Source organism: Lyngbya sp. PCC 8106 (genome assembly GCF_000169095.1).
Lineage (GTDB): Bacteria > Cyanobacteriota > Cyanobacteriia > Cyanobacteriales > Microcoleaceae > Capilliphycus.
On the sequence record NZ_AAVU01000015.1, the window covers coordinates 121,402 to 145,495 of the forward strand.

Genomic DNA, 24,094 nt, shown 5'->3' on the forward strand with positions numbered 1-24,094 from the left:
TGAACAAAGTTAAGAAATTCGTTTAAGTTTCACGATAAAAAAACCATCCATATTCTGTCGATGGGGCCAGACTTTTAAATACCCTTCTGAAGTCAGAACATCTTGTAAAGGAATTTCGGGTAAATCAATTTCCCAATTCAAATTATGACTTAAAAAAGATTGAATAATGGTTTCATTTTCTAGGGGATGTATCGTACAGGTTGCATAGACTAAATACCCTCCCGGTTTAACCCAAGTTGCCGTTTTTTCTAACAGTTCTGTTTGTAATTCTGAAAGTTCTTGAACGTTTTGTTGTGTATGTCTCCAACGTGCATCAGCCCGACGATGTAACGTTCCTAAACCGGAACAAGGTGCATCTAATAACACCCGATCTGCACAACTATTATACTCAGAAAGCTCACGAATATCAGCGAGTTGAGTAGTAATCGATTTGAGTTGCAATCGTTCTTGATTTTGTTGTACTTTTTTCAGTCGAGATTTAGCGCGATCAAAGGCTAAAATTGTACCTGTATCTTGCATTAATTCGGCAATATGAGTTGTTTTTCCGCCCGGTGCCGCACAAGCATCAATAATGATTTCTCCCGGTTGAGGATCGAGAATATGACTCACCCATTGAGCGCTACTATCCTGAATACTCCACCATCCTTGTCGATAACCCGGTAAATTTTGAATCTCTCCAATACTTCCGGATAGTCTCAACGCTTGGGATAAATGAGGAATTGGGGTAACGTTTATTCCCGCTAACTTCAGTTCAGTTTCAACAGTGTCTCGGCTGGTTTTTAAAGCGTTAATTCTTAAATCAATAGTCGGAGATTGATTGAACCATTGACAGAGTTTTTCAGTTTCTTCTAAACCCAGTTGATTTAGCCAATATTCAAGAATCCAGTCAGGAAAACTATATAAATTCCCTAAAGTTTGAATCAAGTTTTCATCTTCTAATCTGAGAATTGGACGATTTTGAGTTTGTTTTTCTTGTTGACGTAAATACTCTCTCAGAATCCCATTTACAAATCCACTCAGTCCAGACAAACCATTTGTTTTTGCTAATTCAACACTGGTATTCACCGCCGCAGAAGCTGGAATTTGACTCAGATAGTACAATTGATAAAATCCTAAATGCAAAATAATTCGCAGATCTGGGGGCTGTTGGTGGGATTTTTTTTGAGCAAATTGATCAATTAAAGCATCAAGCGATCGCCGTCTTCTCACACAACCATAAACCAATTCTGTCGTTAAGCGTCGGTTGACTGCACTCAAGTCAGCTTTACGCAGGTTTTCATCTAAAGCAATATCAGCATAAACTCCCCGCCGTTCGACCTCTCGGAGTATGATAAATGCTAATTGGCGAGGATTATCATTCATTGCGATTTTATCCTTTAAATTCACTCAATCTCAGACTTTCTATTCCTACCGTTGTTAATTTAATCTGATGATTTATTCACAATCAAATCTCAATCGATCTCCGGTGCATTTGGTTGACTCCTAACAATCCCGTTGACCCATCAGATAAATTTTTTGTACATTCTTGTAAATTATACCTTAATATTAGAAAGTGATTAACTGAGAGGTCTAAACCATCTTAACTTGAAAATACAACCCAGGTGATAATGATGCAAAGGTTTCAGGGTGTTCAGAGAGTTGAGGTTTTTGTTCGTAACCTCGTCCAGTCGCTTTTTCAGAGTCCTGACATTTCTAAAGCTACCCGTTATGAAATTTGGCGACATCGTTTTATTCATCAACGATTGAGTTTAGGAGTCGGACTGGCGTTTATTGCTTATCTGACATTTACGCTATCACAGCTTAATAATTTATGGTTTAATCCCGAAAATTTTAAACTCGCTTGGTTAATCACTCAAATGGGTGTTGAACTGGGTTTGTTGGGAGGATTTATATTATTACGGACGGCAATTGGTGTTCGTTATCCGGCTTTTGTTTTTCTTTTATTAACTTGGTTAGTCACACTTAGTCCCCAAATTCGAGCAACCTTAGAAGGATTTTCTCGACCGGCAATTATTGAATGGCCGCTAACATTTTTTTCACTTGCGACTTTAATTCCGGTTTGTTGGCCTCTACATTTTGTCGGTCAAGCGGGAACATTTATCTATTATCTGGGTACACAAATTCTGTTGAATTTAAAGGTAGAATTTCCCACTGAATGGATGACCTCTGATTTTTTATTCCTGTATTTTTTCTGGATTTGTTTAATTAGTAATCTTTCGGTTTATTTGTATGATCGTTTAGCCCGTTCTGAGTTTAATTCTCGTCTAGCTTTAGAAGAAGCTTACCAACAACTCCAAGTCGAACAGGAACGTTCTGAAGCCTTAATCCTAAATATTTTACCTGTTCCGATTGCTCAACGTTTAAAACAAAAACCTGTTACGACCATTGCCGATAACTTTACCGATGCAGGGGTTTTATTTGGTGATATTGTCGGATTTACTGAACTGTCGGGTAAAATGCCTCCGGCTGAATTAGTTCAACTTCTCGGACAAATTTTTTCTCGGTTTGATCATTTAGCGGATAAACATAATCTCGAAAAAATTAAAACAATTGGTGATGCTTATATGGTGGTTTCTGGATTACCGATTCCCAAAGAAGATTATGCAGAAAGGATAGCAGATATGGCGTTAGATATGCAAAAAACTATTCTTGAATTTAATGCTGAAACGGAACGAAAATTTCAGATGCGAATTGGAATTGCAATCGGCCCCGTCGTCGCAGGTGTGATTGGTTTAAGAAAGTTTATTTATGACTTATGGGGAGATACCGTTAATATTGCCAGTCGGATGGAATCTCATGGAATTGCTAATGAAATTCAGGTCACAGAAACAACTTATCATGCTTTAAAAGATGACTATTCTTTGGAAAAACGAGGAACAATTTTAGTCAAAGGAAAAGGAGAAATGACGACTTATTTATTGAAAGGAAAGAAAAGTTAAGCCTCTCCTTCTACTCCTTCTACCTTTTCTTTTGAGTTTTTCAGTTAACTCAGGGTTAACATATCAATCACTAAATTCACGAGGGCATCATTAACTCCTAAAGGTTCAGCGATCATAATTTTCACTTGAGGAAATTTTTCAGCTAATTGTTCACTCAAACGAGTAATTGCATCGGTGGTTTCTCCCGCAAAGATAAAATAAGGCAAAATTCCAATGTTTTGATATCCGGTTTGAACTAACACTTCAACTTGGGATTCTAAACTCGGAGACGTGAACCAATAAGCCGGAATTGCCCCTAACTTACTCGCTAATTCTTCTACAGGTTGATTTCCCTGCGGGCGACGACTCCCATGACTCAGTAAAATCCAAACATCACAAGGAATAGAAGTAATTTGATAGGTTAATTCTGTCGCTAAACGAGACAGTTGAGATCCTAAGTAGGGTTTGATCTTGACGTTAACGGTTGCTCCTAGTGCCGTTTCAGCCTGTGCAACTTCTTGAGGAATATCCTCTTTGACATGAACTCCAGGAAGCAGAAATAACGGCAAGATTTCGACTTGATTTAATCCTAAAGTTCGGGTATATTCTGCAAATTGTTTAATTTGTTGGTGCAAAGGAACGGGAGAACATTCTAAAGTTGCAGTTGCCAGGACTGGTGAAGGCGAACTCGGTAATAATCGAATGGAAATTCGCTCTTTTAACCGTTCAGCTAACTGTTTTAAAGCCTGCTGCGGTCGAGGGTCATGGCTCCCGTGAGAAACAAGCAAGTAGGTAGAATACAATTGCCCAGATGTGATAATTGACTTGAATTTCTGACTAATATAATCAATGCTATTGTAGCGGATTGGAAGCGATGAATAAAAATTAAATCAAAGTTCAGTCAAAGTTCAGTCAAAATTCAGCCAAAAGAGAGTGAGGGTAGCGCTGCCACATCCAAATCATGCTATGATTAATGCGACTTGACACTCCCTCAACCCCATCATTCGGATCTCAAAATGGGTTAGAACACAATCATGCTTTTCGAGGAGTCAGCAACATCGTGATGCGACTTCCTTCTCGCTTAGGAGATTGTTGAATCTGAGCAAATTCTTCGAGGTCGGTTGCCATCCGATCCAATAAATCTTTAGCCAGTCCACCATGCAGGTTTTCTCGTCCCCGCATTGTTACCGTTGCTTTGACTGGGTTCCCAGACTTTAAAAACCGTTTGGCATGGTTGACGCGCACTGAATAATCATGATCTTCAATTTTGTAGCGCATCTTCAGCTCTTTAAGCTGACTTTTACTAGACTGACGGTTATTTTCTTTACTTTTTAACTGCTGATATTTGTATTTACCGTAGTCGAGAATTCGACAGACTGGAGGGTTGGCTGTATCACTCACCAATACTAAATCCAGTTCTTTCTCTTGAGCGATGGATAGGGCTTCTCGGGGGGGCATTGTTCCCAAATTAGAACCATCCTCATCAATCGTTCTCACTTCTGGAAAACGAATATCCTCATTAACGGGCGTGGTATTTTTTTTCGGGCTGATGGGATTTCTATGTTTCACTAAGCAGAACCTCGTCTTAACTGTATACTTCCATTATGACGGATAGTTTTCCATTCCTGTCAAGTGTCAAAAGGTAGAGATTACCCCGAGATTGGGAGCGATCGCTCTGGGTGATTACCTTCTAGCAGGGGAAAACTCTTTTAAGATTTTCTTAAGCTAAACAAGATTCTATCGTTGCCACCACCGACTGCGCTAAACTCGCCAAATCATACCCCCCCTCTAATCCAAATAGAATTTTTGAAGTCAATTGCAAACAATATTCAGTGAATAATCCATAGTCTTGAGGATACAAAGAAATATTCGCTAACGGATCATCATGATTGGCATCATAACCCGCACTCACAATTAACAAATCGGGCTGAAAATTTTGTAAAAAAGGCATAACTTTAGATTCAAATGCCCCCTTGTATAATTCCACTGTACTACCGGGTGACATCGGAATATTCAAAACATTATTATAAGCCCCCTGTTCCTGTTCAAAACCCGTACCCGGATAGCAAGGAGATTGATGTAAAGAACAATAAGCCAGGTTCGGATTATTTTCAATAATCGCTTGAGTACCATTGCCATGATGCACATCCCAATCCAAAATGGCGACTTTCTTGATATTCGGTTGTTTCAAAGCATAATAAGCTGCGATCGCCGCATTAGAAAACAGACAAAATCCCATCCCTCGATCCGCCTCCGCATGATGTCCGGGTGGACGCGCCAACACAAAAGCCGGTTGGTTCTTCTCCAAAACCGAGTTAATCCCGTCTAACCAAGCATTCACCGCCAGTAAAGCCACCTCATAACTTTCTGTCGAAAGAGGGGTGTCGCCATCAAGATAACCCCCACCATTGACAGAGATCGCCTTCACCCGCCGAATATAATCGACACTGTGAACTTCTTCCAGTAAGGGTTTGAGCTTGGTTTTGGAGTCTTTAGTCACAGCAGTGGGGAACTGCCAATCAATTTGTGCGGCCCAAGGTGTCGCTTTCAGGGCTTTAACAATCGCACTCAGACGTTCAGGGCGTTCAGGATGAAGTAAACCTGTTTTGTGTTCGAGGAATTGATCGCAATAGATAACAGTGATCATTTGTCCGGTGTCAATAAAGGTCAATAGCAGCTTATTTAAGCCTCAATCTTAAACCAATTTATGGTATAATTTTAACGGAGAGTGAAGTTAATTTGAAAATGACAAAAAGATAAACAAATTTTATCAATTTTTTGCCGATTCAAACACACTGAATTAAGAATTTTAACGGAGTTTTTTATCAGATGAGCATTTCAGAGGAGCGAATTGTTCCCAGGGATCTGCGTGAAGAAATGCAGCAATCCTATCTAGAATACGCAATGAGCGTCATTGTAGGTCGCGCTTTGCCAGATGCGAGGGATGGTTTCAAGCCTGTACATCGTCGCATTCTCTACGCGATGCACGAGTTAGGTTTAATGCCTGATCGCCCCTTTCGGAAGTGCGCCCGTGTCGTCGGAGAAGTATTGGGTAAATACCATCCTCACGGAGATGGAGCGGTTTATGATGCCCTCGTTCGGATGGCGCAACACTTTTCCATGCGATCGCCCCTAATTGCAGGTCACGGAAACTTCGGTTCTATCGATAACGATCCTCCGGCGGCAATGCGATACACAGAATGTCGTCTGGAGTCCCTCACCTCCGATGCGATGCTGCGCGATATCGACGCAGAAACCGTTAACTTTGGGGATAACTTCGACGGATCACAGCAAGAACCCCTGGTTTTACCCGCTCGTATTCCCCAACTCTTACTCAACGGTTCATCAGGAATTGCCGTCGGGATGGCGACCAATATTCCCCCCCACAACTTAGGTGAACTCGTAGACGGGTTGGTAGCGATGATTTACAATCCCGAAATCACCGATCTTGAACTGATGCAATACATTCCGGGGCCAGATTTTCCCACCGGAGCCAAGATTTTAGGCCGTTCAGGAATTCGTGAAGCCTATACAACCGGCCAAGGTTCAATCACCATGCGCGGTGTCGCCCAAATTGAAACCCTTCAACAACGCGGACGCCCAGAACGAGAAGCAATTATCATCACCCAACTTCCCTACCAAACCAACAAAGCGGCATTAATTGAAAAAATCGCCGAAATGGTTAACGATAAACGGATTGAAGGAATTTCCGATATTCGTGATGAAAGCGATCGCCAAGGAATGCGAATCGTTGTGGAATTGAGACGGGATGCTTATCCCCGAGTTGTCCTCAATAACCTCTACAAACAAACGCCTCTACAAAGCAATTTTGGGGCGAATATGTTGGCGCTCGTTAATAGCAGACCTGAACGCCTCACCCTGAGTCGATATCTCAAAGTTTTCCTAGAGTTTAGAGTTGAAACCATTCGGCGACGCACTGAATACGAACTCAGAAAAGCGCAAGAACGAGATCATCTCCTGCAAGGATTGTTAATCGCTCTCGATAATTTAGATCCGATTATCAGCTTAATTCGTCATGCGGCCGACACACCCACCGCCAAACAAGAACTGATTGAAAGATTTGAACTTTCAGAAGTTCAAGCCGATGCGATTCTACAAATGCAACTGCGGCGGTTAACAGCATTAGAAGCCCATAAAATTCAAGCTGAACATGAAGAACTGCAAAATATAATTGCCGATTTGCAAGACATTTTAGCTCGTCGAGAACGCATCTTAGATATTATTGAATCCGAAGCGATCGAACTCAAAGAACGTCACGGTTCACCCCGACGAACGGAAATCGAACACACCGAAGGAGAACTAGAAGATACTGATTTAATTGCCAATGAAAAAGCAATTATTCTAGTCACTGAACAGGGTTATATCAAACGAATGCCCGTCAATACCTTTGATGCTCAAAATCGAGCAACTCGCGGAAAATCCGGCGCCAAAATGAAAGAAGACGATGGGATCGATCACTTCTTGAGTTGTTGCGATCACGATAGTATTTTGTTCTTTAGCGATCGCGGTGTTGTTTACTGTCTCAAAGCCTATCAAATTCCCGTTGCATCCCGCACCGCCCGAGGCGTACCCATCGTTCAAATGCTACCGATTCCCAAACAGGAACGGATCACCTCTGTCGTCCCGGTGAGTGAATTTAGTGATGATGAATACTTGGTGATGTTGACCAAAGGCGGTTACATTAAAAAAACCGAGTTATCTGCGTTTAGTAATATTCGGGCGAATGGATTAATTGCCATTTCTTTAGGAGAAGGCGACGAACTTCGTTGGGTGAGACTGGCAAAAGCTGACGACAGTATTATTATTGGTTCGCGTTTGGGAATGGCAATTCATTTTAGAACCGATCACAAACAATTACGACCTTTAGGACGGGCAACCCGAGGCGTAAAATCAATGAAATTGGGTAAAAAAGATGAACTCATTAGCATGGATATTTTACCCAGTGCAATTGTTTCCAGTATTGCCCAACTCGAAAGCGAAGAAACCGACATCGAAGACGAGGAAGTCTTAGAGACTGAAACCGAAGAAACCACCGTTGAAAACAATCAAGAACTAGCAATTATGGTGATTACGGCGGGTGGATATGGGAAACGAGTTCCTGTGTCTCAATTCCGACTCCAAAATCGGGCGGGAAAAGGAATCATTGCGACTAAGTTTAAACAACATCTAACAACAGATGAAGTCGTCGGGTTGCAAGTCGTGAATGAAGATAATGAGTTGATGTTAATTACCAGTCGAGGTATCATTATTCGTCAAGCTGTTAATGCGATTCCGACTCAATCTCGCAGTGCTACCGGAGTCAGAGTTCAACGCCTCGACGATGAAGATGCGATCGCTGCTGTAGCCATTGTACCGCCTTCGGAGGAAGAAGTCGAAGAAGAAATCGAAACCGAAACCGAAGCCGAAGCCGAAACCGAAGCCGAAGCCGAAGCCGAAACCGAAACCGGAGATTCAGAAGAATAAATCAAACGATAAAGAATAGGGGATTTGACTGTAATTCCCTGTTCTCAATTGCAGGATTTTAAGATGATTGAAATTTTATCAATTATAGTCACGAGTCTGATTCCGAGTCAACCTTTATTGGTTTCAGAGATTCCCATCCGATGGGTTCAATACAGCCAAACCAACCCAAATAGACGTTTAAGTGAAGCAGAAATTACCCAAGGTTTACAAAAGTTATCCGGTTGGACACTTGAAAACCAAACCCTTATTTATACACATACTTTTAATAACTTTATTGAATCCGTTAATTTTATCAACTGTTTAGTTGAACCCGCAGAAAAGTTAGGTCATCACCCCGATATTTCAGTCTCCTATAACAAAGTCAAAATTAGCTTAACTACTCATGATCAAGGTGGACTCACACCTCTAGACTTTCAACTCGCCGAAACCATTTCTAACTTAATCAATACCTTCTCGGAAACTTCAGGAAAACAATGTACAATTAATCCATCCTAAAATGTCTTTAGAAGGATTGAGAATGAAGGTAAACAATTAACCATTTGCGAGGAATGCAATCACTCTTTTCCTCATGTTAAAAAGCGATCACAAAATGAATAATGATTGAATGGGTGTGAAGTGAATTAACAGCGCTGAGTAATTCCTCGGAGTGATTCTATTAAGTTTGTATATTCGGTTTGACTTAATATTCCAGTACCATAAAACTGAGACAAACAGCTATTGAGTGCATTGAAGGTTGCTTCTGTCTCGATCCAACGTACTCCCCCATTGAGTGCTTTTTCTGCGGTCATATAATTTTCATTTGAGGTCAGTTCCACACCGTAGGGTAAAGCAATTTGCCATTTCCAACGATTTCGGATGCTAACCGCATAAATCACCAAGCCGTAATAATCTTTGTACATTTATTAACAGTTAAACTCACAATCTTTATAATCATTTAATGATTTTATTACACTTCTTGATGAAACTCAACTGAATTTCTCATTTTTTTCAACGGGGTCTTAACGGTAAAATTTGAGGCGATCGCTTGAGAATGACTTTAACCCTGACTTTGCGGTTGCCAAATCTTAACAGTCTGGTCATAACTCCCACTGGCTAACATGAGATTATCTTGACGAAACATTACAGACAATACATCAGCCGAATGGTCTGTTAAAGTTTCCAGTAAAGTTCCGCTATTGACATCCCACAAATCAATGCCGTGTTGATTTCCACTCGCCAGGAGTTGACCATCTCGACTATAGGCTATCGAAAACACATCACTTTGATCCGCTCTCAACGTCCGTTGCACAATCCAACGAGTCCCTTGAGGCTGCCATAACTTAATCATCCCATCTCGGCTACCACTTGCCAACTGTTGACCATCAGGGCGAAACGCAACAGTTCTCACCCAGTCGGAATGATCTTGAAGGCTTTCTAACTCTTTCCCTTGCTGCATATCCCACAACCGCACCGTATTATCCTTACTTCCACTAACCAATAGGCGACCATCAGGACTAAAGGCTAAACCATAAACTCGATCCTGATGACCCAATAAAGTATATCCACGTTTCCCTTTTTTGAGATCCCAAATTTCAATCGTGTGATCGCGACTTCCACTGGCTAAGACATCACCCTGGGGACTAAACGCCACCACCTCCACACCATCGTGATGACCCGAGAGAGTATACCAACGTTTCCCTTTTTTGAGATCCCAAATTTCAATCGTATGATCACGACTTCCACTGGCTAAGGTTTGACCATCAGGACTAATCGCAATAGAAGTCACCCAGTTACTATGACCTGTGAGAGTATACCAACGTTTTCCTTTTTTGAGATCCCAAATTTCAATCGTTTGATCCTGACTTCCACTAGCGATCATCTCCTCAGTCGGACTAAACGTAATTGAAGTGACTGCATTCCGATGTCCCTTTAACGTGTACAGACAAGACCAACTTGGCGATCGCAATGGAGAAACACGAGTCGGTTTCGCCGGAGTCTGACGCGATAACGGAGAGGAAGTTTTTGCAGAAGATCGAGGCGGAGACGCAACAGCAGGCGAGGGAGTAGGCGTTGGTGAGGGAGTAACGCTTTGAGAGACAGTAGCAGTCGAATGAAGCTGAATATTACCAATCACTTTTGCGGGAATACCATCCGGATAAAGATCTTTAAGAACCTGTAGCGGAGTTTGATAGCGTTGGTTAGGTATCGTCATCAACATTTTATCGAGAACTCGACCTAACTGAGCGCTAAAAGGTTGTCCTTTGAGATAATCTCGCCAGATCCAGCGATCTTCGTTGATATCAAATAAATCAAAAGGTGAAACTTGAGTTAAAAGATGAATGCAAGTCACGCCTAAACTGTACAAATCACTCGCATAAACCGCTTGACCGCGAGTTTGTTCTGGGGCAATATATTCTGGACTACCAATGATCGTTCCCATAACTGGGGGTTGGGTGGTGGTCACGACTTTCGCAGCACCAAAGTCTACTAATACTAATTGTCCAGGAAAACTACCAATGTTGCTCATCTGCGTGGGTGAAGCACTGCGTCGAATGACATTAGCAGGTTTGATATCCCGATGAATGACTTGATTTTGGTGAACAAACTGCAAAACGGGAAGTAAATCATTCAGGAGTTGGCGAATTTTGGCTTCATCAAACGTGTCATGACGAACCAGTTCTTCTTCGAGATTCTGTCCTTCGATATATTCTTGGACTAAATATTGATTGTTATCTTGTTCAAAATGGGCGAGCAAGTCCGGAATTTGAGGATGTTTACCGAGTTGATCGAGTCGAACCGCTTCTTGATGAAAGAGTTCTACGGCTTTTTCGGCATTTTGAGTTCCCTGATTTTGGGGAAAAAACTGTTTAATCACACAAGCGGGTCGAGAAGGTTTATCTTCATCTACCGCTAAAAAGGTTTTACCAAACCCCCCAAAACCAATCGGTTTAATCGCACGGTATCGTTCTCTAAGCAGCAGTTTTGCACCACAGGTTAAGCAAAATTTACTGTCATCTGAGTTTTGAGGATGGGTACAATGCGGATTGAGACAGTAGCTCATCGGCAACTTGAATAATAAGATTTTAGAGACTAGCCAGTCAACGGAAACCAGAAAAAATTTTGTGATCTAATTCTATGTTAGACCGATTTAGGTTCATCTCTGAAAGGTTGAGAGGTTTTTAGTGTCAAAAAATGTGAATAGCGATCAGCCCATTTGGAGTTTTGACTGATCGCTAGTATTGTGAATTTAAGCGTTAAAATGGAGCGTTAAGACTCTAGGTAAGAGATTCGAGGTAATCCCGAACTCGGTTGCGACGCTTGGGTTGACGCAGTTTTTGTAAGGCTTTGGCTTCAATTTGACGAACCCGTTCCCGAGAGAGTTCTAACTCCCGACCAATTTCGGCTAAGGAGTAAGTATGACCATTTCCGAGACCATAGCGCATTTGAATCACATCTCGTTCGCGATCGCTTAAGTCTGCTAAGAGTTGTTGTAAATCGCGATGGAGAGATTCTCGCATCAGTTGGTCTTCGGGTGAAGCTTCTTCAGTTTCCAGGAGTTCACCCAGTTCTGTATCTTTGTCGCTACCGACTTTGGTTTCAAGGGAAACAGAACGGGGAACTTTCAGCAAGACTTCGCGAACTTGTGCGGGGGTCATTTCTAACTCAGCAGCGATATCGTCAATGGTTGCAATTCGGCCTTTTTCTTGAGAGATTTTACGCTGTGCTTTTTTAATCTTGTTTAATTTTTCGGTAATATGAACCGGGAGGCGAATGGTACGGCTTTGAGTCGCGATCGCTCGGGTAATCCCTTGACGAATCCACCAGTAGGAATAGGTACTGAAGCGATATCCGCGTGTGGGGTCAAATTTTTCGACCGCGCGTTCGAGTCCTAATGTACCTTCTTGAATTAAATCCAGTAATTCTAAACCCCGATTTTGATATTTTTTAGCGACGGATACGACTAAACGTAGGTTCGCTTTGATCATGTGATCTTTGGCTTTGATCCCTTCGGTTTGAACTTGGTCGAGTTCTTCCACCGTCAGTTCAGCCAATTCGGCCCAACGACGTTTTCCTGCGGCTATAATAGGTTTTAGGTCAGAAACCTCTACACCCGAAACCGCCGCCCACCGCTCGAGGGAAGGACTATGACCTAATTGAGCCACTAGGCGACTTCGGGTTTGCAACAGCATCGCAAAGGTTTCTAAAATCCCTTTTTCTTCTGCTGCTGCTTTGTCGCGAAGTTGGATTAAGCGTTGGTAACGTTGAACTTTTTGGGCTTCGGCTACTTCTTCATCACGTCCGAGTAGGCGAACACGACCGATTTCTTGAAGATAAACACGAACCAGATCAGTAGTTCGGCGATTATTATTGTTTTTTGTTTTTTGAGCAGGGTCTATTTCTTCCATCGATTCAAGATCGAGATCAGAAGGTTGTTTAGACAGATCCTCTAAGTCACGGTCTAATTCTGTATCTAAGTTGGTGGCTGGCATAGTCATTACTCTATTGCTCTGGGTGGTTGGCACTTTTGCTCTGTCTACTCTAAGAATGCCCACTCTGATCGGATGATCGATCATTGGCGTTGGTTGGCGCATCCCCTGAATGTTGGGGCTTCCCGGACTTGAGAGGTTCTCAAGAGAGGAGAAAATCAATGAGTGTTAGATGGCAGACCGAGTAGACGAGTCACTTCTTTATGGTCATTAGCTAGTATAGGGAGACACCCATCACAAATAAGTGATAGTCATCAGACGGTAGACTAATCTTCATCACCATAAATGAGCGTTCCCGATCACTCTTAACTCTGGTTTCAGATCACAACTTCAAAATCAGGGAACTTTTATGAAGAACGTTAATCAAAGATAAAAGATGATTGTCGGCTAACTGGGCTAATTTCAATAGAAGATGCACCTCTAAATCTGAATCGTTCTTGTGATCCCCTAATTGCCTCTAAACAATGAGAGTGCTGTTTAAATTTATTGATTGACACCCTATCGCTATTATGACGGATCTTGTGATCAAAGTCAGCGATTTTGCTCGATAACGATCACAATTGGCTTTTTTTCTTTCTCTACTTTAATGGTGTGATCGTTTGCTTTAGTTCTCTGTTTAACGGGGAAACGACTAGCGTGGATACTTTTCCATTAGGGTTCTTACTTGTTCAGCATGGTAAGAACTCCGAGTTAAAGGAGAAGCCACCACCTGTAAGAAACCCAAAGACTGACCATAGGTTTTCCAAGCGTCAAATTGTTCGGGTGGGATAAAGTTCGCAACAGGCAAATGCTTGGGAGTCGGTTGCAAATATTGTCCCAATGTTAGGATATCACAGTTTACGGTTCGGAGATCTTGCATTACTTGTCGAACTTCAGCATCTGTTTCTCCCAGTCCAACCATAATACCTGACTTTGTATAGATTTCCGGTAAGAATTGACGAGATCGCTTTAACAGTTCTAGACTACGATGATAATCTCCTTGAGGACGAACTCGCCGATAGAGACGCGGAACAGTTTCGCTATTGTGGTTAAGAACTTCAGGTTGAACTTGTAAAATGGTTTCGAGCGCTTTCCAATTTCCACAGAGATCAGGGATCAGCACTTCTATTGTCGTTTGAGGAGATAGACGACGAACCGCTTCAATACAGCCGACAAACTGAGATGCACCTCCATCGGGTAAATCATCTCGGTTCACAGAGGTAATGACGACATGGTTTAAATTCATGCGTCGCACTGCTTCGGCGAGTCGTTCGGGTTCGGTGGGATCTAACGCTTTCGGCTTTTTCTCAAAATCAATATCACAATATGGACAAGCCCGAGTGCAAGCCGGTCCCATGATCAGAAAGGTAGCAGTACCAGCATGAAAACATTCTCCGATATTCGGACAAGATGCTTCTTCACAAACTGTATTTAAGCCCAAATCGTGGAGAATATCCTTGACTTGACCGACTCGTTCCCACTGAGGTGCTTTTACTCTCAACCAATCTGGCTTAACAACCACGCTCTTTCTATTTCCTTCCAATTTAAGACTATCTTGATCCATGCTAACTGAAATTTTCAAAAATTTGTATCAGAATATTCTAGATTGATGTGGTACAATAACTTTATCTACGGGATGTAGCGCAGCTTGGTAGCGCACCTCGTTCGGGACGAGGGGGTCGCAGGTTCAAATCCTGTCATCCCGATTGATTTCAAACCCTTACGCAGAGGGAGTTTTCACAACTTATTGCTGTGATAATACAACAGCAAACGACTTCCACCGCCTCTCACTGATGGCTCATTATGTCTCATTATATAGCTATTATTGGTGAGAAGTTGGTGAGAGCAGTTGAACGGAGGCATGGGCTTTGAGTCGTTCTAAGAAAGGTTCCGTCAGTATCGGTGCTGATCAAGGATTTTTGAGACTCTACTGGCGATATCAGGGCAAGCGGTACTTCTTACCCGTTGGCTTGCCGGACACTCCCATCAATCGCTCCCTCGCTCAAAGAAAGGCCACGACTATTGAGTTGGATATTCTCTCGGAAAATTTTGACCCCACCCTCAAACGCTACAAAACGGGGGACAACCGCTCATCAATTGCCGTCGGCGTTTTATTTGAGCAATTTATGGAGTACAAGTCGGGATTCCTAGACTCTCGTACCCTGGAAAAATACCGAACTTGTTTGGGATACGTCAGCGACTTTCTCGGAGAACGAAAAGCCAGCGAGGTGAGTGAGAAATTGGCGATCGCCTTCAGTCAGTGGTTGCAAGAAAAGATGTCGGCTCCCACGGCTAAAGATCATCTATCATTGCTGAAAGCGGCTTTTGACTATGGAATCAAGCAAGACTTGATAGAAGTTAATCCCTGGACTGATGTGGTAAAGCGTTTCAAGCTCCCGCCCAAGCAAAAGCCCAAACTCTTCACCCTGTCAGAGATTCAAAAAATTATTCAAACCTTCAGAGATAGTCCTTATTACCGGAAATTGAGCGGAAAGCCCCTACCTTTAGGTAGGGGGATGGATAGCGACAAAACAACAATCCTATTCGCCACTTTTTAGAGTAAGATTGTACCATGATTGTACGAGAAGCTAAGTTATTAAACGGTTCCAAGTCTCAGTACGCAAGACTTGATGAAGCCATAAGAACTGCTCAATTCATCAGAGTGCGACGTGAAAGTCGCGTGTAAGGCGCATCAGCGCTAAGTAATTGAGGAACCGCTCCTCTAGAGGACTCCTTCCCTATATTCCTATGTAAAAGGGTCACGTACCCCGCCTACTTTGGGAGTAAGCAATGAAACCACAAGGAATGCAAGGCACAGAAGCGGAGTATACGGACAACTCAGTTGATATACCCCGCAAAGGAAAAGTCTGAAAGGGTTAACGAAAGTGAACCATCATAAGTTCCGTGAACTGTAACAGGCGAAACGAGTTGATACGCCTGACCAAAAGGTAAGCAGGTAAGTCGTTGAAGTTCTGATGTCAATGACGAAGGAGTAGAACCCCTGCCGGAATATAGATGGAACCCAATCCGACTGAATATTACACACGCGAAACACGGTAAACCCCACTGGCTCTTGGGCTAGGTCGAAAACCCAAGTAGGTTAACCGCAAGGAAGACGGAGATGCTGAGGGGGTAAAGGATGCCAGAGAAAGCGAAAGTCAAGGGTAATGCCTTGAATAGGGGTTCAAAATTTGCCTCACACCGAAAGGTGGCAGACTTCTGGCGGGTCTTCAGCGATAAATCAAAGTAAAGGAATTGAACCGACGTGAAAGATAGGGTCAGCAATGACATCGGAACGAAGGAACCGTTAAGGACATGGGAATCCATTAATTGGAAACTCGTGAATAAACGGATTAAAAACCTAAGACAGAGAATTTATCGAGCAACTCAGAACGGACAGTGGAATAAGGTTCGTAGCCTTATGAAGCTGATGATAAGAAGCTACTCCAACCTACTATTGTCTGTGCGAAGAGTAACTCAAGAAAACGAGGGGAAAAGTACGGCCGGCATCGATGGTCAGACGGCAACCACCCCCGCTTTAAGAGTAAAACTCATCAAAGAAATGAAGGATTACACTATAGGTCAAGCTCAACCCGCTAGAAGGGTATACATTCCAAAAGCCAATGGAAAACAAAGACCATTAGGGATTCCAACAGTCAAAAACCGCATAGCACAAGCAATAATCAAGAATGCACTGGAACCTAGCTGGGAATCCCGAATGTCGGGCAGTAGCTACGGTTTCAGACCAGGTAGAAGCTGTCACGATGCCATACAACACACCTGGACACGCCTTAATAAACAGGGAAATGACAGGTGGGTATTAGACGCAGATATCAAAGGCGCATTCGACAACATCAGCCACAACTTCATACTCAAAACCATTGGAGAAATACCAGGCAGAGAGTTAATTAAACAATGGCTGAAAGCAGGTTATGTAGAATCCGAAATATTCCATGAAACGGAAAGCGGAACACCACAAGGGGGAATAATCTCGCCCCTATTAGCTAACATAGCGCTGGATGGAATCGAGCAATTCCTAAGTCAATTCAAGAAAAGGCAAGGGAAGAACAAATCGCCTAGAGCGCCTAAATATGGGTTCGTCAGATACGCTGACGACTTCATCATCACCGCCGAAACTCTCATGGATATTGAGGAAATAATTCCCTCGGTAAAGGAACTCCTCAAAACAAGAGGACTGGAGTTAAATGAGGACAAAACCAATATTGTTCATGTAGAACAAGGATTCAATTTTTTGGGGTTCAATGTCCGCCACTTCCAGGGAAGCTGTCTAGTAAAACCTCAAAAGGAAAAAGTAAAACTATTCCTTAGAGAAATACGGGAATGGCTCAAAACTAACAAACACGCCAGTCCTGAAACAGTTATCCAATACCTAAACCCCCGAATCAGGGGGTGGGGAAACTACTATAAACACGGGGTAAGTAGCGAAGTGTTCAGCTATGTTGACCACCAAATTTTCCAGGCAATCTGGAGATGGTCACTAAGCAGACACCCAAACAAGGGGAAAAAGTGGGTAGCAGGAAAGTATTTCATCACCGCTAACGGCAGGAAATGGAGCTTTCACGCAATAATCGAAGATAGAAGTGGGAAGAGGAAAAACCTAATCCTAACGAAGCTCGGAGACTTACCAATAACCCGTCACGTCAAAATAAAGGGAACAGCATCCCCCGACGACCCCAAACTAACCGAATACTGGGAAAAACGTAGAACCAACTACGGGAAAACATACTTTTCAAGAGGTTCAAAGCTATTTAAAGTAGCCCAAAACCAAAACTGGAAATGCCCAATATGCGGTGAACACCTGTTTAATGGAGAAAAGCTACACACCCACCATAAAGTGCAAGTAAAAGATGGGGGTACTAACAGGGAAGACAACCTAGTCCACCTACACCTCACCTGCCACAAGCACGTACATACGGGTAAAGGTTCTGAGACTCTGGAGGCTTGAGCCGGATGATGGGAAACTGTCAAGTCCGGTTCTTAGGGGGGAGAGATGCGGTGACGTATGCTCTCCTACCCGACAACAAAGCAGTTAGACTATGGCGAGATGAACGGGATGTCAATCAATCTCGTATCTCTCGACTCTGTAAAGAGTTGGCGAAAGAATTCCCTTTTGCCAAAAAACTCAACTCAATGGCACGTCAAGCCTCGGGTGAAAGAGCTTGGAATTCAATATCTAGCTTCTATCGCAATTGTCGTTATGGAGTCAAGAAAAAAGGATACCCTCAATTCAAGAAACATAGTCGTTCGGTTGAATACAAAACAACAGGCTGGAAACTATCAGACGACCGTAAATCAATTAACTTCACAGATGGGTTTAAAGCAGGTAAATTCTCTCTATTCTGCAATAAAGCTGTTAGAGAAGATTTATTCACCTTGAAGATTAATCGAGTCAGAGTAGTCAGACGAGCCGATGGATATTATGCACAATTCTGCTTTGATGGCTTACGCTCTGAACCCGGAGAATATACGGGAAAAGTAGTCGGTTTAGACCTCGGTTTAAACTATTTCTACAAAGACACTAATAACAATGCAGCCATCTATCCCAAGTATCTGAGGTCATCTGAAAAGCGAATTCAAAAGCTACAGCGACGACTATCTAGGAAGTTTGTAAAAGGAGTTCAACCCCAATCAAATAACTACCACAAAGCTCGAAAAAGACTGGGTAAATGCCATTTGAAGGTTCAACGCCAACGTAAAGACTGGGCTGTGAAGTTAGCCCGGTGCGTAGTGACATCTAACGATGTTGTGGTGTACGAAGACCTCAAGATACAAAACATGGTCAAAAATCATCATCTAGCTAAGTCGATTTCCGATGCGAGTTGGTATCAATTCACCCAATGGTTAGACTATTTTGGAAAAATTTGGGGTAAAACAGTTGTTTCTGTTAGCCCACATTTCACCTCTCAAGATTGTTCTAATTGTGGATTTCGGGTCAAAAAAACACTTCTTTCCCGCACTCATAAATGTCCTAAATGTAAGACAGAAATTTGTCGGGATACGAATGCGGCATTTAATATTCTGAAGAAGGGCATGGGTATTCTGGGCAGCGAGTATCAACAATACAGTACCCAAGGGCATTGGGAAACTGCATCGAAAGATGGAACGCGAGGGGAGACTTCCGCCTCTGTTAATAAAGAGAAATCTGAGTTAATAAGTGGTGTCACTGAACCTTGAATTAACTGTAGTTAAGAATCCCCTAGCTTTAGCTATGGAGAGTATGTCAAAGCTACTATACCGACTATGTAGAATTTTTGTTTGGCACGGGCTGTCGCACCGCCGAGGCGATTGGGTTGTGTTGGAAGCACGGAACACGATGATTGTTCAACCGTGTGGATTGGGGAGTCGTTGAGTCGGGGGAAACGAAAAGCCACTAAAACCAATAAAGCCAGGACGATTACCCTAACTCCCCATCTTCAGCAAATCCTGTTAGCCCGTCGAGCTACAAAATTCAAGCCCGATGAATTGGTGTTCACATCGAAGACGGGTGCTGCGATTGACGACCATAACTTCAGAAACCGAGCTTGGATTAATGTTCTCAAGGAAGCCGGAGTGGAATATCGCAAGCCCTACAACACCCGTCACACGTTTATTTCCCATGCTTTGGAGCATGGCATGAATCCGGTGATGGTCGCCGAATTAACAGGTCACGATGTTAGAACACTTTATGAAAACTACGCAGGGTGTATTGAATAAAGACCCCGACTCCCGGATTTTCTCAACCCCGAAGCATGATTTATTGCTGAGGAACTGGAAGTAAATTCATTTAATATTATGGTATCACAACTTTAATTAGTATCGAAGATTGAGTTGGCGATCGCATTGAATAAATCTGTAGCAGATCTTCTGAAAATTCTTAGAATCTAGAAGATGTTGCTATTTGAGCTAGCAATTTAAGTTTTTTTTAAGCTCAAATCTGTCTCTACCCCTCTAACGATGCAAAACTGTAAATTGAACAGTTGTCCATTGATCACTTGCAAAAACTTCACGTTTTATACCACCGCTACTCTTTGGCTCGGGGCTTTGGTCTTCAGTTGTAGGATGTTCTTCTAAGGGATTGATAGGAATATCCTGTGTTGCTTGTTTGTCTTGATCGAGAGGCGGTAATTCATACAATCGAAAGTTAATATCATCAACGCAAGCAATCACTTTAAAGATATTCTTTGAATTTCCATTCTTTTTAATATAGGGTAAGCGAATTGTTCCTTTTTGTTGGGCATCAAGAGTTATAATCTCCAGTCCCATTGTGTCCTTTAATACCGGACGAATTGACCCGTTAGGTTTTAAATTCAACACGGCAATATTTAAAGCCGTTTTACTGTGATTTTGAATTTCTAGCCAATAGTTTTCATCTTGATTGATTGTTACTTCAGCAGGATTTTCGGCCGGGTTTAAATTTTGATTCGGGTTCGGTTCTGTTGTCAGCCGAACTGCTATTTTACCCGCTAAAGAAGACGCTGGATCATTATTGTCTAGCGTTTCAATGATTTGATATTTAGTTATATGAATCAGACGTTGAATGAGACGAGATGCTGACTGAGGTTCATTTACTCTTAACACGGGTTGAAGAATGATAGGAATTTGAGTGTGATCGCAAATTTCATAAACGACCTCATTTACTTTTGCTTGATATTGTGTGGCTTTTTCTTCATCTAAAATGATGACTCGGACAAAATAATCTGCTTGTTCAAATTCATCAATAAACTCAATCCAAGTTTTCGGAAAAGTTAAATCTTTTATTTTTTGTAAGGCAATCTGTTGATTAATTTCGTTGGGCAAGGTATCATTTTTAAGTAGGTAAACTTTGCAAACTAAATTAGGCGAAGCTAAAGTTAACATCGCCCAGTCACCTACTTGAATTGGTTTCTCAGAAAAAATAGTTTGAATTTGTCCCCAAGATTCACCTGCCCCTACTTCAATCAGTCGTACTAAAGCTAACTGTTCCTCTTCAGAAAAGGTTGTTGTACCAAAGGGATAAAGAATAAATTCTGCTCCTTTTATAAAACCTTGAACTTCACCAATATTCAATTGAATTCGTTTTTTATCCGAATCAACTTTACTCACCGTTGCAGTGTATTTAGTTGGAATGTATTTCCATCCAAAGATTAAGCGATCGCCTTCACCTTTTAACATCGGGGTTTGCTTCTCAAATTGATTCCTAACTTTCGCTTTGACGCAATCATGCAACATTTGGTATGTCATCAATTTCAAGGGGGTTTGCGCTAACGTTTGCAGCAGGTAATATGTGAAAGCACCCCAATGTTGTCCATCAAAACTTGTTTCAGAAGCCAGTTCAATTGGACGGCAAGCTGTCAACAATACACAATCTTCTTTCGGTAATATTTCTCTTCCAAAGATCCCATGCTGGATTATACCCCCTGAATTAACGGAGTCTAAAACCCCTATTACCATTGACTTTTTATCGACCATTTCCCGCAATAAATCAGCGAGTTCTAAGTCTCGCAAATAGCGTCCGTTTTCGCTACTAAAAATGTCAGTCGGAACGAGAACCGTATCAAATGCAGATTCTCCTTTAATTTCCGGATAAATAGTTTTAGTCGTACTCCCATGTCCAGAAAAATGAATATAAATGCGATCACCAGGTTCAGCAATTTCTGTAATTTGTTTAAAGGCTGCAACAATATTTTCATACGTCGGTAATTGTTCGGGCGGTTCAAGGGGATTTAGTGGGTGTCCAGAAACAGAAGCGGTAAGTTTAAAAATTTGCTTTGGAGGTGTAGGTAATTGCAGAAGAAAAGATTCAGCTTGGTTAATATCCTGCACACATCCTCTCAAGTTTGTATATGAACTGTTTGAATAATTGTCAATTCCAATGAGTAAGGCATATTCTACGATACCTGCTTCCAACTTCCGTTCGAGATTTTCTGCAAAACGAGCATATTCTCCACCCAAACGGCTTAACACTTTTGCTGTTATTTCTGCAAAGGGTTGAATCTGTTCTTGTTCGTCTTGGTTATCAGCTTGTTGAGGATTTTTCAGCAAAGCAGCAAATTCTTGCAAGGTTTTTCCTAGTCGTGCGGCGACATATTTAGAAACAGCATCCAGAACAGTCAGAGAATCTGATTGAGGAGTAGAATTGAGCAACAATTCTCGTACTCCGTCCATAAAATCATATTGAACTGCATCGGGATTGGTGTTGGGTTTAATCTCAGATACAGGCTTCAGTAACCCTCCCAAAAACACCTCGGCAATATGAACTTGTTTGGATTCCGGTACCATAGCATCTTGAATGATGCGAACCACTGGCAAACAAATTGTTGGGGCAGCAGACAGTAAACCTGCAAGCCGACGACCCATTGGAGACGCATTCAAGCGGAAGCCTTGAACTCGTTCTTCTGCCGATAAAGAGGTTGAGTTATCTTCGGGTGCTATTTCTTCGGTGCAGTATGGATTTTTATCAAAAACAAAACCGGGAGTCCAAACATTACCCTGACCCGATACCATTTGACTCCAAGTGGCTGCTATCTCCGGTTCGAGGGTGAGGACGGGAACTTTAATTCCTTGCTCGAAATCTTCATCATCCCAGAGTGAAGACACCTGCATTTGCAAAGCAGTATTAGCAACTCCAGGCGTTAGTCCAGAAAACATCGCCGAGGTTGCAAAACCCAAAGCCGTTCTTGTCCATAACCACTCCGGCAACATCTGTACCACCGCCATCGGCCCGTTTTCTGCCCAGACTTGCAAAGCGGGTAAAATATCCCCATTCCTCCACATCGCTGAAACGCAATCACTAACCACCAAAACTAACCGTCGCTTTGCCGGATCGATTAATTCCCTCGGACTGTGTAGGCGAGGGTTATTTGTTGTTACTCCGATTCCGGCTCGTAGATAAATAGTTTTCTGTTGCTCGTCATTCACCAATGCCCAGGTTCTCACATCTCGAAATGCACCGTAATGTTCTAGCAGTCGCTTCAGTTCAGTAACGGTGTGTCGCCATATTACCATCGAAATGCTTTCATCAACGACGAGGGCAATTTCTAGCCAGGGTTCTTGCAGAGGTTGGAGAACGGGAATACAGAGTCCTTCGGCAGCAGTCCGTTCAGCAGTTGCAGTTTCATTGATCTGCGTTGCTTTAGGGGAGGGAACCCGACTCATCAAAGGACGCAAGGCTCGGGCTAGAGATAAAGGTTCTCGCAGTGAGGGCGCATCCGGTACCGCTAAGGACAGCGTTCCTGTGGTTGTAGAGCGTTGACGGTTGGGTTGGGTCTTTGGGTAAATTCCGGCTTTGGGGTAGTCTTCAGGAATGGGGTCAATGACGGGTTTTTCTGGAACGGGTCTAGGAGAATCAACTGGGGTGATGGTGCGTGGAGAATTAACGGACGGTAAAGGGTTGATAGGGGACGCTGGTGCAACAATTGGCTTTCTAGAGGAAGGTTGAACAGAAGATAAGGGTTCACCCGAGCGCTGTTGGAGGAAAAGCCACAAAATCTCTGCGATTTCTTCTCCTGTCAAATCAAATTCTGCACCCAAAGCTGCAATTAATCGCTCCATTATCTGTTGTCCTCCGCACTGGTTAACCGTTTGAACAGCAGTTTCTTAATTTCTTCTTGGTCGGCTTCGTTGGGACGAAATTGGCGTGTGATCAGATAAACAGCATTCAACAATTGATCGGTTGCCAATTGATTAGTTACGTCAGGGTTAATAAAATCTTCAATGAAACTCTCAATTTGGGATTGAGCTTGCTGCCATTGTTGCTCGTCTAAATCTGCTTTGAGATGGGCTTCAACAATTGTTTTGAGCGTTGCTTCATCGGGGTCAGGCATTTTCACTCGCAAACATCGTCTTAAGAATGCTGGCGGGAAATCTCGCTCACCGTTACTGGTCATTACAATCAATGGAAATGCAGAGCAACGAACCAGACCTTCTTTAATTGTGGCGTCTATTCCCTTATCTTTTGTTCGGATTTGCACTTCAGGTATTTTTTGAGAAATACGAACCAATTCGGGAATCTCAAATTCTCCTTCTTCAAACAGATTGAGTAAATCGTTGGGCAAATTAATATCACTTTTATCGATTTCATCAATTAACAGAACCCGAGGATATTGACTCGGTAAAAAAGCGGTTCCCACAGCATTAAGCTGAATATATTGACCAATATTAGCCAGAGGATCTTGAGTAGAATTCTCCTGTGTATTCAATTGGGCATCTTGCAAACGGGCGATCGCATCATAGCGATACAAACCATCATCTAAGGTGGAACGGGCGGTA

General features: G+C 42.5%; 16 protein-coding genes, 1 tRNA gene and 1 pseudogene. 8 read left to right on the forward strand and 10 right to left on the reverse strand.

Annotated elements, in window-relative coordinates:
• Positions 1-9: 9 nt before the first annotated feature.
• Positions 10-1,362, reverse strand: coding sequence for a 16S rRNA (cytosine(967)-C(5))-methyltransferase (locus tag L8106_RS12305; protein WP_009784633.1), 1,353 nt, complete (start codon positions 1,360-1,362; stop codon positions 10-12).
• Positions 1,363-1,610: 248 nt separating this feature from the next.
• Here L8106_RS12305 and L8106_RS12310 point away from each other — a divergent pair, with 248 nt between their 5' ends.
• The gene (locus L8106_RS12310; protein ID WP_009784634.1) at positions 1,611-2,939 is read left to right on the forward strand and encodes an adenylate/guanylate cyclase domain-containing protein; all 1,329 of its coding nucleotides are present in this window, start codon (positions 1,611-1,613) and stop codon (positions 2,937-2,939) included.
• Positions 2,940-2,983: 44 nt separating this feature from the next.
• Here the strand turns inward: L8106_RS12310 and L8106_RS12315 are convergent, their stop codons facing one another.
• The 3 genes from L8106_RS12315 to L8106_RS12325 form a co-directional block, all read right to left on the reverse strand.
• A complete protein-coding gene (locus L8106_RS12315) occupies positions 2,984-3,721 on the reverse strand; it encodes a sirohydrochlorin chelatase (RefSeq protein ID WP_039896126.1) in 738 nt (245 codons plus the stop codon).
• Between the two features lie 229 nt (positions 3,722-3,950).
• Positions 3,951-4,487: a translation initiation factor IF-3 gene (gene infC / locus L8106_RS12320; RefSeq protein ID WP_009784636.1), complete on the reverse strand. Its 537-nt coding sequence runs from the start codon at positions 4,485-4,487 to the stop codon at positions 3,951-3,953.
• A gap of 151 nt (positions 4,488-4,638) precedes the next feature.
• Positions 4,639-5,565 (reverse strand): histone deacetylase, encoded by a 927-nt coding sequence (locus tag L8106_RS12325; RefSeq protein ID WP_009784637.1) that lies wholly within the window; start codon positions 5,563-5,565, stop codon positions 4,639-4,641.
• Positions 5,566-5,747: 182 nt separating this feature from the next.
• Here L8106_RS12325 and gyrA point away from each other — a divergent pair, with 182 nt between their 5' ends.
• Both gyrA and L8106_RS12335 read left to right on the forward strand, forming a co-directional pair.
• A complete protein-coding gene (gyrA, locus tag L8106_RS12330; protein ID WP_009784638.1) occupies positions 5,748-8,402 on the forward strand; it encodes a DNA topoisomerase (ATP-hydrolyzing) subunit A in 2,655 nt (884 codons plus the stop codon).
• 63 nt (positions 8,403-8,465) lie between these two features.
• Positions 8,466-8,897, forward strand: coding sequence for a 4a-hydroxytetrahydrobiopterin dehydratase (locus L8106_RS12335; RefSeq protein ID WP_009784639.1), 432 nt, complete (start codon positions 8,466-8,468; stop codon positions 8,895-8,897).
• A 125-nt stretch (positions 8,898-9,022) separates the two neighbouring features.
• Here the strand turns inward: L8106_RS12335 and L8106_RS12340 are convergent, their stop codons facing one another.
• The 4 genes from L8106_RS12340 to lipA all read right to left on the reverse strand — a co-directional run bounded on the left by L8106_RS12340 (position 9,023) and on the right by lipA (position 14,411).
• A complete protein-coding gene (locus tag L8106_RS12340) occupies positions 9,023-9,301 on the reverse strand; it encodes a hypothetical protein (RefSeq protein WP_009784640.1) in 279 nt (92 codons plus the stop codon).
• A 137-nt stretch (positions 9,302-9,438) separates the two neighbouring features.
• Positions 9,439-11,442 (reverse strand): WD40 repeat domain-containing serine/threonine-protein kinase, encoded by a 2,004-nt coding sequence (locus L8106_RS12345; RefSeq protein WP_009784641.1) that lies wholly within the window; start codon positions 11,440-11,442, stop codon positions 9,439-9,441.
• Positions 11,443-11,656: 214 nt separating this feature from the next.
• Positions 11,657-12,871 (reverse strand): RNA polymerase sigma factor SigC, encoded by a 1,215-nt coding sequence (sigC, locus tag L8106_RS12350; protein WP_009784642.1) that lies wholly within the window; start codon positions 12,869-12,871, stop codon positions 11,657-11,659.
• A 628-nt stretch (positions 12,872-13,499) separates the two neighbouring features.
• Positions 13,500-14,411 carry a lipoyl synthase gene (lipA, locus tag L8106_RS12355; RefSeq protein ID WP_009784643.1) on the reverse strand — a complete coding sequence of 304 codons (912 nt, stop codon included), beginning with the start codon at positions 14,409-14,411 and terminating at the stop codon, positions 13,500-13,502.
• Positions 14,412-14,479: 68 nt separating this feature from the next.
• Between lipA and L8106_RS12360 the strand changes: the two genes are divergently transcribed.
• The 5 genes from L8106_RS12360 to xerC all read left to right on the forward strand — a co-directional run bounded on the left by L8106_RS12360 (position 14,480) and on the right by xerC (position 19,561).
• Positions 14,480-14,553: transfer RNA gene (locus L8106_RS12360), tRNA-Pro, on the forward strand.
• A 162-nt stretch (positions 14,554-14,715) separates the two neighbouring features.
• The gene (locus tag L8106_RS12365) at positions 14,716-15,405 is read left to right on the forward strand and encodes a phage integrase SAM-like domain-containing protein (protein WP_009784644.1); all 690 of its coding nucleotides are present in this window, start codon (positions 14,716-14,718) and stop codon (positions 15,403-15,405) included.
• Between the two features lie 707 nt (positions 15,406-16,112).
• Positions 16,113-17,813 (forward strand): group II intron reverse transcriptase/maturase, encoded by a 1,701-nt coding sequence (gene ltrA / locus L8106_RS12370; protein WP_009784645.1) that lies wholly within the window; start codon positions 16,113-16,115, stop codon positions 17,811-17,813.
• Positions 17,814-17,821: 8 nt separating this feature from the next.
• Positions 17,822-19,042, forward strand: a complete 1,221-nt coding sequence (locus L8106_RS12375; RefSeq protein ID WP_009784646.1) for an RNA-guided endonuclease TnpB family protein — start codon at positions 17,822-17,824, stop codon at positions 19,040-19,042.
• 81 nt (positions 19,043-19,123) lie between these two features.
• On the forward strand, positions 19,124-19,561 hold the full coding sequence (gene xerC, locus L8106_RS12380; RefSeq protein WP_009784647.1) for a tyrosine recombinase XerC: 438 nt from the start codon (positions 19,124-19,126) through the stop codon (positions 19,559-19,561).
• Between the two features lie 234 nt (positions 19,562-19,795).
• Here xerC and L8106_RS29585 read toward each other — a convergent pair whose 3' ends face one another.
• Together L8106_RS29585 and L8106_RS32975 are read right to left on the reverse strand one after the other, a co-directional pair.
• Positions 19,796-23,377 (reverse strand): SAV_2336 N-terminal domain-related protein, encoded by a 3,582-nt coding sequence (locus L8106_RS29585; RefSeq protein WP_009784648.1) that lies wholly within the window; start codon positions 23,375-23,377, stop codon positions 19,796-19,798.
• Positions 23,377-24,094, reverse strand: a pseudogene (locus L8106_RS32975) (hypothetical protein); the annotation flags it as partial. The gene L8106_RS29585 and the pseudogene L8106_RS32975, both read right to left, overlap by 1 nt.

What these genes read in the sequence shown, in the direction of transcription:
- L8106_RS12305 (WP_009784633.1), bottom strand. Translation starts at nt 1,362, where the DNA reads ATGAATGATAATCCTCGCCAATTAGCATTTATCATACTCCGAGAGGTC.
- L8106_RS12310 (WP_009784634.1), top strand. Translation starts at nt 1,611, where the DNA reads ATGCAAAGGTTTCAGGGTGTTCAGAGAGTTGAGGTTTTTGTTCGTAAC.
- L8106_RS12325 (WP_009784637.1), bottom strand. Translation starts at nt 5,565, where the DNA reads ATGATCACTGTTATCTATTGCGATCAATTCCTCGAACACAAAACAGGT.
- gyrA (WP_009784638.1), top strand. Translation starts at nt 5,748, where the DNA reads ATGAGCATTTCAGAGGAGCGAATTGTTCCCAGGGATCTGCGTGAAGAA.
- L8106_RS12335 (WP_009784639.1), top strand. Translation starts at nt 8,466, where the DNA reads ATGATTGAAATTTTATCAATTATAGTCACGAGTCTGATTCCGAGTCAA.
- L8106_RS12340 (WP_009784640.1), bottom strand. Translation starts at nt 9,301, where the DNA reads ATGTACAAAGATTATTACGGCTTGGTGATTTATGCGGTTAGCATCCGA.
- L8106_RS12345 (WP_009784641.1), bottom strand. Translation starts at nt 11,442, where the DNA reads ATGAGCTACTGTCTCAATCCGCATTGTACCCATCCTCAAAACTCAGAT.
- sigC (WP_009784642.1), bottom strand. Translation starts at nt 12,871, where the DNA reads ATGCCAGCCACCAACTTAGATACAGAATTAGACCGTGACTTAGAGGAT.
- lipA (WP_009784643.1), bottom strand. Translation starts at nt 14,411, where the DNA reads ATGGATCAAGATAGTCTTAAATTGGAAGGAAATAGAAAGAGCGTGGTT.
- L8106_RS12375 (WP_009784646.1), top strand. Translation starts at nt 17,822, where the DNA reads ATGGGAAACTGTCAAGTCCGGTTCTTAGGGGGGAGAGATGCGGTGACG.
- L8106_RS29585 (WP_009784648.1), bottom strand. Translation starts at nt 23,377, where the DNA reads ATGGAGCGATTAATTGCAGCTTTGGGTGCAGAATTTGATTTGACAGGA.